The sequence below is a fragment of the Pseudomonas sp. genome (assembly GCF_026224925.1).
Classification (GTDB): domain Bacteria; phylum Pseudomonadota; class Gammaproteobacteria; order Pseudomonadales; family Pseudomonadaceae; genus Aquipseudomonas.
In genome coordinates this window covers 1-10,124 of the sequence record NZ_JAMFRV010000586.1, presented here as the reverse complement: position 1 = coordinate 10,124, position 10,124 = coordinate 1, and the positions used below count along the sequence as shown (strand labels likewise).

9 protein-coding genes and 1 pseudogene are annotated in these 10,124 nt (G+C 57.9%); 5 read left to right on the top strand and 5 right to left on the bottom strand.

Annotated features, from left to right (window positions below; all coding sequences use genetic code 11):
* A partial coding sequence (locus M0974_RS24490; RefSeq protein ID WP_297843098.1) for a SulP family inorganic anion transporter occupies nucleotides 1-1,186 on the top strand: 1,186 nt, incomplete at its 5' end.
* Nucleotides 1,187-1,199: 13 nt separating this feature from the next.
* On the opposite strand, the gene aroE is transcribed toward M0974_RS24490, so the two are convergent.
* Together aroE and hemF are read right to left on the bottom strand one after the other, a co-directional pair.
* Complete coding sequence (gene aroE, locus M0974_RS24485) at nucleotides 1,200-2,024, bottom strand: shikimate dehydrogenase (protein ID WP_297843094.1); 825 nt, start codon at nucleotides 2,022-2,024, stop codon at nucleotides 1,200-1,202.
* Between the two features lie 93 nt (nucleotides 2,025-2,117).
* Complete coding sequence (hemF, locus tag M0974_RS24480) at nucleotides 2,118-3,032, bottom strand: oxygen-dependent coproporphyrinogen oxidase (RefSeq protein WP_297843091.1); 915 nt, start codon at nucleotides 3,030-3,032, stop codon at nucleotides 2,118-2,120.
* A 163-nt stretch (nucleotides 3,033-3,195) separates the two neighbouring features.
* Between hemF and M0974_RS24475 the strand changes: the two are divergent.
* Nucleotides 3,196-4,169, top strand: a pseudogene (locus tag M0974_RS24475) (NADPH:quinone reductase).
* Between the two features lie 9 nt (nucleotides 4,170-4,178).
* Here M0974_RS24475 and M0974_RS24470 read toward each other — a convergent pair.
* The 3 genes from M0974_RS24470 to M0974_RS24460 form a co-directional block, all read right to left on the bottom strand.
* Nucleotides 4,179-4,736: a Sua5/YciO/YrdC/YwlC family protein gene (locus tag M0974_RS24470; RefSeq protein WP_297843089.1), complete on the bottom strand. Its 558-nt coding sequence runs from the start codon at nucleotides 4,734-4,736 to the stop codon at nucleotides 4,179-4,181.
* Nucleotides 4,737-4,775: 39 nt separating this feature from the next.
* Nucleotides 4,776-5,894: a DNA-processing protein DprA gene (gene dprA / locus M0974_RS24465; protein ID WP_297843085.1), complete on the bottom strand. Its 1,119-nt coding sequence runs from the start codon at nucleotides 5,892-5,894 to the stop codon at nucleotides 4,776-4,778.
* Between the two features lie 123 nt (nucleotides 5,895-6,017).
* The gene (locus M0974_RS24460) at nucleotides 6,018-7,043 is read right to left on the bottom strand and encodes a LysM peptidoglycan-binding domain-containing protein (RefSeq protein ID WP_297843082.1); all 1,026 of its coding nucleotides are present in this window, start codon (nucleotides 7,041-7,043) and stop codon (nucleotides 6,018-6,020) included.
* Between the two features lie 144 nt (nucleotides 7,044-7,187).
* Between M0974_RS24460 and def the strand changes: the two genes are divergently transcribed.
* The 3 genes from def to rsmB are packed head-to-tail and all read left to right on the top strand — an operon-like array spanning nucleotide 7,188 to nucleotide 9,999.
* Entirely contained in the window at nucleotides 7,188-7,691 is a 504-nt protein-coding gene (gene def, locus M0974_RS24455) for a peptide deformylase (RefSeq protein ID WP_297843080.1), read from the top strand.
* Between the two features lie 32 nt (nucleotides 7,692-7,723).
* Nucleotides 7,724-8,683 (top strand): methionyl-tRNA formyltransferase, encoded by a 960-nt coding sequence (gene fmt, locus M0974_RS24450; RefSeq protein WP_297843077.1) that lies wholly within the window; start codon nucleotides 7,724-7,726, stop codon nucleotides 8,681-8,683.
* Entirely contained in the window at nucleotides 8,680-9,999 is a 1,320-nt protein-coding gene (rsmB, locus tag M0974_RS24445; RefSeq protein ID WP_297843074.1) for a 16S rRNA (cytosine(967)-C(5))-methyltransferase RsmB, read from the top strand. The genes fmt and rsmB overlap by 4 nt, the downstream gene beginning before the upstream one ends.
* Nucleotides 10,000-10,124 lie beyond the last annotated feature (125 nt).

Here is a 10,124-nt window from a genome sequence, read left to right as displayed (position 1 = left end):
GCTGGTGAACTTCGTTTCCCATTCGGTGATATTGGGTTTCACCTTGGGCGCCGCCGTAGTCATTGCGTTGGGTCAGTTACCTAGCTTCTTGGGGCTGGATGTGAGCAGCCAGTCCACAGCACTGAAAAGTATCTCGGCGTTAATTGAGCATCGCGGCGAGATTGATCATCCCTCGTTGATACTGGGTGCATTGACCTTGGTGGTGGGCGCTACCCTCAAGTTTTTTCTGCCACGCTGGCCGACGCTGTTGATCACGTTGTTGGGTGCAGGTTCGCTGGTTTGGCTGTGGCCGGCGAAGTTTGGACATGTACAACTGGTCCACGCTTTCGTCGGACATTTGCCGCCTTTCAGTGCGCTGCCACTGGACCCGGAATTAATTTTGAAACTGCTGCCCAGCGCAGTGGCGGTGGGCATGCTTGGGTTGGTGACGAGCCTGTCCATTGCCCGCTCCCTGTCTGCACGTTCGCAACAGTTGCTCGATTCCAATCAAGAGGTCCGCGCTCAAGGCTTGTCGAACATGGTCGGCTCGCTGTTTTCCGGTTATTTGTCGGCAGGTTCATTTACCCGAGCAGCCTTGAGTTACGACGCCGGCGCACGCTCGCCATTGGCCGGGGTGTTTTCTGCGTTGTGGGTTGCGCTGTTCGCCGTGTGTGGTGCGCCGCTGATCGCGAACATTCCGATTCCGAGTATGGCGGCATCGATTCTGTTGATCTGTTGGGGCTTGGTGGACCGTCGCGGTATCCGTGCACTGTTCCGGGTGAGTCGGGCGGAGTTTTTGGTGATGGCACTGACGTGTCTGGCGACGTTGCTGTTGGAGCTGCAAACGGCGATTTATGCGGGTGTGCTGGTCTCGCTGTTCTTTTATCTCAAGCGCACGTCGCAGCCGCGAGTCCAGCAATGGCGCGACGGCGACGACAATATCTTGCGGGTTGGCGGGTCGATCTTTTTCGGCGCCAGCCACTACTTGCAGGTCCGACTGCAGAGCAGCGAAGGCCTGCATGTAGTGATCGAGGCGCAGCAGATCAACTTCATCGACTATTCAGGCGTGGAGATGCTGCATCAGGAAGCCCGTCGTCTGCGCGGCATGAACCGTAGCCTGACGCTGAAAAATGCTCGGCCGCAGGTGATTGAGGAACTGCGCAGGTTGGAAGGGCCGGAAAAATGCCCGATTCTATTTGTCGATTAGCTTTTTCCGCAGGTCAGCCGCTGGCCAGCTGACGACGCAACTCAGCCAGTACCGGCGCCGTGTCCGGACGCACACCGCGCCATAGATAGAATGCCTCTGCGGCTTGTTCGGCGAGCATGCCCAAGCCGTCGAAAGCATAGGCCGCGCCATGTTCCGTGGCCCAGCGGCAAAAAGGCGTAGGTTCTTTGCCGTACATCATGTCGTAGCAAACGGTGTGACCGGGCTGAATAAGACTGGCGGCAATTGGCGGAATTTCACCGGCAAGGCTGGCGGAGGTAGCGTTGATAATCACGTCTACCGATTCCTCTAACCAATCAAAACCGCTGGCAAATACCGGCCCCAAGTCAGCAAATTGATGGGCGAGCAGTTCAGCTTTTTCGACGGTGCGGTTGGCAATCACCAATACCGCGGGCTTCTCAGCCAATAACGGCTCCAAGGCACCACGTACCGCGCCGCCGGCACCCAGCAACAAGATGCGCTTGCCCTTAAGGATGACCCCAGCGTTCACCGTCAGATCCCGCACCAGGCCGGCGCCATCGGTGTTGTCACCCAACAGATGGCCATCCAGGCCTTTACGCAACGTGTTCACGGCGCCAGCACGCTGTGCGCGCTCGGTCAGGCTGTCGGCGAAGCGAAAGGCTTGCTCTTTGAATGGCACCGTGACGTTGGCACCGCGTCCGTTTTCAAAGAAGCTTTTGGCGCAGCCAATGAAGTCGTCGAGCGGCGCCAGTAAGGTGCTGTAGTCCAACTGTTCGCCGGTTTGCTCGGCGAACAAGCGATGGATCAGCGGCGACTTGCTGTGACTGATGGGATTGCCGAAAACGACGTAGTGATCCATTGGGGAGGTCCTGATTCAAGCTTTGTACAGATAATCACCGCCCCTGTAGGAGCCAACTTGTTGGCTCCTACAGAAAGGCCCGTTTGTTGTCGGTCAGGCCAGCGCCAACCAATCCCGGTCCTGCAGAAAATACTCGGTCAGGCGCGCTTCTTCGCTGCCTGGCTCAGCCTTCCAGTCATAGCTCCAGCGCACATGCGGCGGCAAGGACATGAGGATCGATTCAGTGCGCCCCCCTGACTGCAAACCGAACAGCGTGCCCCGGTCGTAAACCAGGTTGAACTCGACATAACGCCCGCGACGGAATTCCTGAAACTCCCGTTGTTGCACCGTGTAGGCCGTAGCTTTACGCCGCTGGACGATAGGTAAATACGCATCGATGAACGCATCGCCAATGGCCCGTATAAACGCAAAGCTGGTGTCGAAGTCCCACTGGTTAACATCATCGAAAAACAGGCCGCCAATGCCGCGCGGTTCATTGCGGTGCTTGATGTGAAAATAGGTGTCGCACCATGCTTTATAGCGCGGGTAAACATCGGCCCCAAACGGCGCGCACGCTTGCTCCGCGACGCGGTGCCAATGCACACAGTCTTCTTCGACGGCGTAATACGGCGTCAGATCGAAACCGCCGCCAAACCACCAGACCGGCTCTTCGCCTTCTTTTTCCGCAATGAAAAACCGCACATTGGCGTGGGAAGTCGGTACGTGCGGGTTGTGCGGATGAATCACCAACGAGACGCCCAGCGCCTCAAAACCGCGCCCGGCCAACTCCGGCCGATGGGCGCTGGCAGACGGTGGCAAGCCGCTGCCAAACACATGCGAGAAATTGACACCGCCCTTTTCGATCAACTCACCGTTCTCGATCACCCGCGTGCGACCGCCTCCGCCTGCTGGCCGGGTCCAGGCGTCTTCAACGAAGTGCGCGCCGCCATCTTCGTTTTCCAGCGCAGTGCAAATTCGGTCTTGCAGGTCGAGCAAATAGGCTTTAACAGCTTCGGTGCGGGTCGTCATCAGGTCACCTTGAAACGTCGCCGAGCCTTGAAGGTCGGCGGGGCTGGCAAATTGGCGCGTAGCATACCATTGGCGTTATGGCTGACGCTGTTGACGAGGATCAAGGGATGGGGTCCGATAGGTGTCTGCATTTCTTGTATCAATTCATCACCGGAGAGAACAGATGGCAAAGCGTATCCAGTTCCGCACCATCGGCGGCCCCGAAGTTCTTGAGTACGTGGATTTCGAACCTGCCGAACCAGGCCCACAGCAGGTGCGTCTGCGCAATAAAGCAATCGGCCTGAATTTCATCGACACTTATTTCCGCAATGGCTTGTATCCAGCGCCTTCATTCCCATCGGGCCTTGGTACGGAAGGTGCGGGCGTCGTAGAAGCGGTGGGCAGCGACGTGAGTCAGTTCAAAGTTGGCGACCGCGTAGCTTACGGTAGCGGCCCTCTGGGCGCTTATGCCGACGTGCACCTGATTCCAGCTGCGAATCTGGTGAAACTGCCGGACTCGATCAGCTTCGAACAAGCCGCTTCGGTGATGCTCAAGGGCCTGACCGTGCAATATTTGCTCAACCAAACGTACGCGCTGAAAAGCGGTGAGACCGTGCTGTTTCACGCAGCGGCTGGGGGCGTAGGGTCGCTTGCTTGTCAGTGGGCAAAAGCAATCGGCGTGAAGTTAATCGGTACGGTCAGCTCTGCAGAAAAAGCAGCCCACGCAAAAGCACTGGGTGCTTGGGAAACTATCAATTACAGCACCGAAGACGTGGCCAAGCGTGTTCTGGAGTTGACCGGCGGCAAAAAATGCCCGGTGGTGTATGACGGCGTAGGGCAGGACACTTGGCTGACCTCGCTCGACTGCGTGGCGCCGCGCGGCCTGCTGGTCAGCTTCGGCAATTCATCCGGACCAGTAGCTGGGGTTAACTTGGGGATCTTGGCGCAGAAGGGCTCGCTGTACGTCACGCGCCCAACCCTCGCGACTTACGCCAACGCCGAAACCCTGCAAGGGATGGCCAATGAACTCTTTGCCATGCTCGCCAGCGGAAGGTCAAGGTCGATGACATCCAGAGTTACGCATTGAAAGATGCAGCCAAGGCGCACATTGAGCTAAGCGCTCGACGCACCACTGGCTCGACCATTCTGATTCCTTGAGAGCATGACTCAGCCCGGGCGAATAATTTCGCCCGTGACCAGGTCGCGAATCACGCTTGGATGCTTGCGGCCGCCCAACAAGCCGCCCAGCACAAAGTCGATTTCACCGCGGAAATATTGCTCCACACGAATGCGCGTCCGGGCAGCCGGTCGCCCAAGCGGGTTAGCAGAGGTCGAGATCAATGGCCCGACCATCGCGCACAGTTCGCGCACTTGTGGATGATCACTGACGCGCAGCGCTACGGTGTCATGGATGCCAGTGATCCACTCCGGCAGTAAATCCTGATGCGGCACTAGCCAAGTATTAGGGCCAGGCCAAGTGGCCGCCATGCGGTCGCGCCAGGTTTCCGGAAAGTCTTCGAACAAAAAGTCGAATTGACGAATGTTATCGGCGATAAGAATCAAGCCCTTATCCACAGGCCTGGATTTGATCGCCAACAAACGATAGACCGCTTCTTCGTTCCACGGATCACACCCCAGCCCCCAAACCGCCTCTGTCGGATAGGCAATCACCGCACCGGCCCTAATTTCTCGTGCGGCTTGCTGTACACGCCAACTGCTGACCATTTGCTCTATCTCCCGGAAACAACTGGGCGCAGTTTAACCTCAGCACGCACGACCAAACCACCGTCCGGCCTCACAGCTTACCTGTCCTTCTAGCTCTAGCTCGGTCAATTCGGCCAATACTTTGGGTAGCGGCCAGCCAATGGAAAGAGCGAGCGCCTCGCTGCTGTGTGGCGCCGCATGCAGCAGGTCGAGCAACGGATGACGCGTGTGACCTGGCAAAACAGCGTCAGGCGAGCGGTTGGATATGCCGACATTTTGCCAACCGCGCAAGGCTTCTAGGATGTGCTCGACAGTCTCCACTAACACCGCGCCATCCCGAATCAACTGATGGCATCCGCGGGCACCAGGGTGGTGGATCGAGCCTGGAATGGCGTACACCTCGCGTCCTTGTTCAGCGGCCAAGCGGGCGGTTATCAGCGATCCGCTGCGTACGCTGGCTTCTACTACGAGCACGCCCAGCGACATGCCACTGATGATTCGATTGCGTCGGGGAAAGTTAGTCGCCTGCGGTCCTGCGTCCAGTGGAAACTCGGAAACAACCGCGCTGCCCTGCGCGCACATGGCGGCGGCGAGCTGTCGATGACGCTGTGGATAAAAGTTTTCGATGCCTGTGCCGAGGACCCCAATTGTCTGCCCGCCAACGTCCAGCGCGCCTTGGTGGGCAGCGCCATCAATGCCCAGCGCCAAACCGCTGGTAATGACAAAACCAGCGCCTGCCAAGCTACGGGCAAAGGCCGTCGCGGTGTCCAGACCTGGCTTTGAAGCACGTCGGCTGCCGACCATGCCGAGCTGTGGGCGCTCGAGGATAAGCGGGTCGCCCGCGACAAAGAGCAACGGGGGCGCATCGGAGATTTCGGCCAGTAAGGCGGGGTAGTTCGGGCCGTCCCACATCAGTAAATGCTGGCCCGGGCGCTCAAGCCAAGCCAGCGCAGCACTTGCACCATCACGCACCTCAGGGCTACGGCGAGCCTCAGCGCAGACGCTAGGAACCCCTAAAGCGCGCCATGCACTGGCCGGTGCGCTGATGGCCGCGGAGGCAGAACCAAAGGCACTCATCAGTCGATAAAAGCGTTTAGGGCCGACGTCTGGTAAGCGATGCAAGCGTAAGCGGGCTTCGAGTTCAGCGGGTGAAAAATCAGCAGTATCGAACAGCGGCATAGATCTTCCTTGATCTGTTGCGCTTCGTTTACAGTACAGACAACCTGTGGATAACTCTGTTAGTAACTATTTGATAAGTGCATGCCCGGTGGACAAAACATGCCTCGAATCTGTCACATAGCTCTAAGGGTTCCGCACCTTGTCCATGACCGTCAACGAACGCGTGGCGTGGAGAACCAAACCATAGCTGAGCTTTTCATAAGTGCGAAAAACCATTAGTAACCCCGAGCGTTCATCCGGGATTTTTATGCGTTCGCCGGACACGTCATCGCGCACTTGCTCGCCGGTCTTGTAGATCGCCAACACGTTGCCCTCAACGAGACCGTCGCGCCGCCCCTTGTCGAGCGTGACCACGTCGAACACCCCAATCTGTGTCACACCCCGTGGCACATCTATGATCAGGCCATCGATTTTGGCCTCTGGAGCGCTAGGGAAGAATGTCGAATTGATCGGCCGCTCTTCACTGGTGAACAAACGGTCGGCGAGACGCACTTCCTGGGTCGAGCGCTGCAGTATCAACGTCGCCACGTCACCTTCATGGGCAACCACTTCACCACTGCCAATATCGTCGGCGTTAATCCCGAGGACTTGCCCGGTCACCGGGTCGGTGTAGGTTTTGCCTTGACGGAAGATTCCATAGACTGTGTGCTCAGAATCGAAGTTGCCGCGCGCATAAACGCGATCACCGACACCGCTGAGGACGCTTTCTGCGTTACCGGCGACGATGTAGGGCGCGCGCTTGAAGGTTGCAGGGTCATCAACGATCCGGTTGCTGAGCAAGTAACTATTGACCGCGCCAAGGGGAATGCTCGGGATTGCTTCTGCCATTGGCGTCGTGCGCACACGCGGAGACAATTTGATGGTGCCGCGTGATTCACCGCGATTGACCACTAGACGCGGCTGCCCATCAACATAAATCAGCGACAGCCTGTCGCCGGGGTAGATCAGGTCAGGGTTGGCAATCTGTGGGTTCTGCTTCCAGATTTCTTTCCATTTCCAGGGTTCGCTGAGGAATTTCCCGGAAATATCCCAAAGCGTATCGCCTTTGACGACGGTGTAATTCTCCGGATGACCGTCCCGAAGCTGCACTTGCGCCTGACAAAGGCCAGCAGAGGCCAACAGCAGCAGGGCGAGTAGTGATTTCCTCATGCGGTGAATCCCTTTATCATATGGCTTCCCGTGAAACAGTCAGTGTCCCAAAGGCTTGGGTTTTACGAGATTGCTGCCTTCGGACGTTGTCCGAGTCTAGCAACCGACTTTCGACTTTACCCTACAAGTGCAGCTCTAACGTATATGGCTATTTTAAACATTCTCGAATTTCCCGATTCGCGCCTCCGCACCATCGCCAAGCCCGTGGCCGTGGTCGACGACGGCATTCGCCAGTTGGTCGATGACATGTTCGAAACCATGTACGAGGCGCCAGGTATCGGGTTGGCGGCGACTCAGGTCAACGTCCACAAACGCATCGTGGTCATGGACCTCAGCGAAGATCGCAGCGAGCCACGGGTGTTCATTAATCCGCAGTTCGAAACCCTGACCGACGAGATGGAGCAGTATCAAGAAGGCTGCCTCTCGGTGCCAGGCTTCTATGAAAACGTCGAACGTCCTAACAAGGTAAGAGTCAGTGCTCTGGACCGCGACGGCAAGCCTTTCGAGCTGATTGCCGAAGGATTACTGGCGGTGTGTGTCCAGCACGAGTGTGATCACCTCAACGGCAAATTATTCGTCGATTACCTGTCAAACCTCAAGCGCGATCGCATTAAAAAGAAGCTGGAAAAGCTGCACAAACAGGCTTGATCCATTGTCGCGCTACAAATACTGAGAACACCATGACCGAGCCACTGCGCATCGTCTTCGCCGGCACCCCGGAATTCGCCGCCGAGCACCTCAAAGCTTTGCTCGACAGCCCCCATCACGTCATTGCCGTCTACACCCAGCCTGATCGCCCGGCTGGCCGTGGACAAAAGCTGATGCCGAGCCCGGTCAAACAGCTCGCTGAGCAACACGGTATCGTTGTTTTGCAACCGCCCACATTGCGCAATGCCGACGCTCAGGCGGAGATGGCGGCGCTCAACCCAGACTTGCTGGTGGTGGTCGCTTACGGGCTGATCCTGCCGCAAGTGGTGCTGGATATTCCCCGTCTGGGTTGCATCAACAGCCACGCCTCGCTGCTGCCACGTTGGCGTGGGGCTGCGCCGATCCAGCGCGCAGTTGAAGCAGGTGATATTGAAAGCGGCGTGACGGTCATGCGCATGGAAGCGGGTCTGGACACCGGACCGATGCTGCTTAAGGTCACCACTCCAATCAGCGCTGAAGACACCGGTGGCACTTTGCATGACCGTCTCGCCGAACTCGGCCCCCCTGCCGTGATCCAGGCCATCGCCGGTTTGGCTGATGGGACGCTGCTCGGCGAAGTCCAGGATGATGCGCTGGCGACCTACGCCCACAAGCTGAACAAAGACGAAGCACGTATCGACTGGAGTCGCCCGGCCGTCGAGCTAGAACGCCTGATTCGTGCCTTTAACCCATGGCCGATCAGCCACAGCACGCTCAATGGCGAAGCGCTGAAAGTACTGGCCGCCAACCTTGATGAAGGGCAGGGCGCACCAGGGGAAATCCTTTCAGCCAGCAAAGACGGTTTGATTGTGGCCTGTGGACAAAATGCTTTGCGCCTGACCCGCCTGCAGTTGCCTGGCGGTAAAGCCCTGAATTTCGCCGATCTGTTTAACAGCCGTCGCGAGAAATTCGCGCAAGGGATTGTCCTTGGCGCGGCGGTAACTCCTCAATGAATCCGCGTCTCGCCGCCGCAAAAGCCTTGGCCGTGGTCCTCAGCGGCAAAGCCTCGCTGAACAGTTCGCTGCCAAAACAACTGGATAATGTTGATGCCCGTGATCGTGGGCTGACTCAAGACTTGGCATTCGGCACGGCACGTTGGCAGCCGAGGTTGTCAGCGCTGGCGGCAAAGCTGCTGCAAAAGCCGTTTAAAAGCGTGGACGCCGATGTCGAGGCGTTGCTGCTGGTGGGGCTTTATCAACTGCTCTACACGCGTATTCCAGCGCACGCCGCCATTGGCGAAACCGTGGGCTGCGCCGACAAGCTGAAAAAACCATGGGCCAAAGCGCTGATCAATGCCGTGTTACGTCGCGCGCAACGAGAAAGCGAAGCGCTATTCGTCGAGCTGGAACACGACCCAGTAGTTCGCACCGCGCACCCACGCTGGCTGCAAAAAGCCTTAAAGGCGTATTGGCCGCAACAATGGGAAGCCATCTGTGCGGCCAACAATGCACATCCACCGATGATTCTGCGGGTCAATCGTCGGCACCATAGCCGTGATACGTACCTGCAACTATTGCAGAGCGCCGGTATAGAAGCGCATGCCTGCACGTTCAGCCAGGATGGCATCGTACTTAGCGAGCCGTGCGATGTGCGTAACTTGCCGGGCTTTGCTGAAGGCTGGATCAGTGTCCAGGACGAAGCAGCGCAATTGGCTGCCGACTTACTTGAGTTAGCCCCCGGCCAACGCGTACTCGACGCTTGCTGTGCACCGGGCGGCAAGACCTGTCACCTGCTGGAAGTCCAACCGCAATTGGCCGGTGTGGTGGCGGTAGACCTGGAGGCCAAGCGCTTGGTACGGGTGAAGGAAAACCTTGAGCGTCTGGGCCTGAGCGCCGAACTGATTGCCGCCGACGCCCGCGAGACTGGGCAGTGGTGGGATGGCAAGTTGTTCCAGCGCATATTGCTTGACGCGCCGTGCTCCGCCACGGGGGTAATTCGTCGTCATCCGGACATCAAACTGGCCCGCCAGGCCGACGACATTCCGGCCCTTGCCACGCTGCAAGGTGAACTGTTGGACGCGCTGTGGCCAACTCTCGAAGTCGGCGGCATCTTGTTGTATGCCACCTGCTCGACGTTGCCGATGGAAAACACTGAGGTGGTCGATGCGTTTCTGGCTCGCACATCGGGCGCGCGGGAATTGGATATCGCCGGTCAACTTGGGCAACAACCACCTGGGCTGAAACAGCCGCACGGGCGGCAATTACTGCCGCAGGAAGGCGGACATGATGGGTTTTACTACGCCAAATTGATCAAGATCGCAGGGGTTTGATTATCGATACGTAAGAGCCAACTCGTTGGCGAGCCTTCGCGAACTTGTTCGCTCCCATCGATTCTCGGCATGACGCGAAATGTAGTTAAATCACAAATCCGGTGGGAGCGAACTTGTTCGCGAAG

Coding starts and splice junctions, on each gene's coding strand:
- rsmB (WP_297843074.1), top strand. CDS start 8,680: ATGAATCCGCGTCTCGCCGCCGCAAAAGCCTTGGCCGTGGTCCTCAGC.
- def (WP_297843080.1), top strand. CDS start 7,188: ATGGCTATTTTAAACATTCTCGAATTTCCCGATTCGCGCCTCCGCACC.
- fmt (WP_297843077.1), top strand. CDS start 7,724: ATGACCGAGCCACTGCGCATCGTCTTCGCCGGCACCCCGGAATTCGCC.
- aroE (WP_297843094.1), bottom strand. CDS start 2,024: ATGGATCACTACGTCGTTTTCGGCAATCCCATCAGTCACAGCAAGTCG.
- dprA (WP_297843085.1), bottom strand. CDS start 5,894: ATGCCGCTGTTCGATACTGCTGATTTTTCACCCGCTGAACTCGAAGCC.
- M0974_RS24460 (WP_297843082.1), bottom strand. CDS start 7,043: ATGAGGAAATCACTACTCGCCCTGCTGCTGTTGGCCTCTGCTGGCCTT.
- hemF (WP_297843091.1), bottom strand. CDS start 3,032: ATGACGACCCGCACCGAAGCTGTTAAAGCCTATTTGCTCGACCTGCAA.
- M0974_RS24470 (WP_297843089.1), bottom strand. CDS start 4,736: ATGGTCAGCAGTTGGCGTGTACAGCAAGCCGCACGAGAAATTAGGGCC.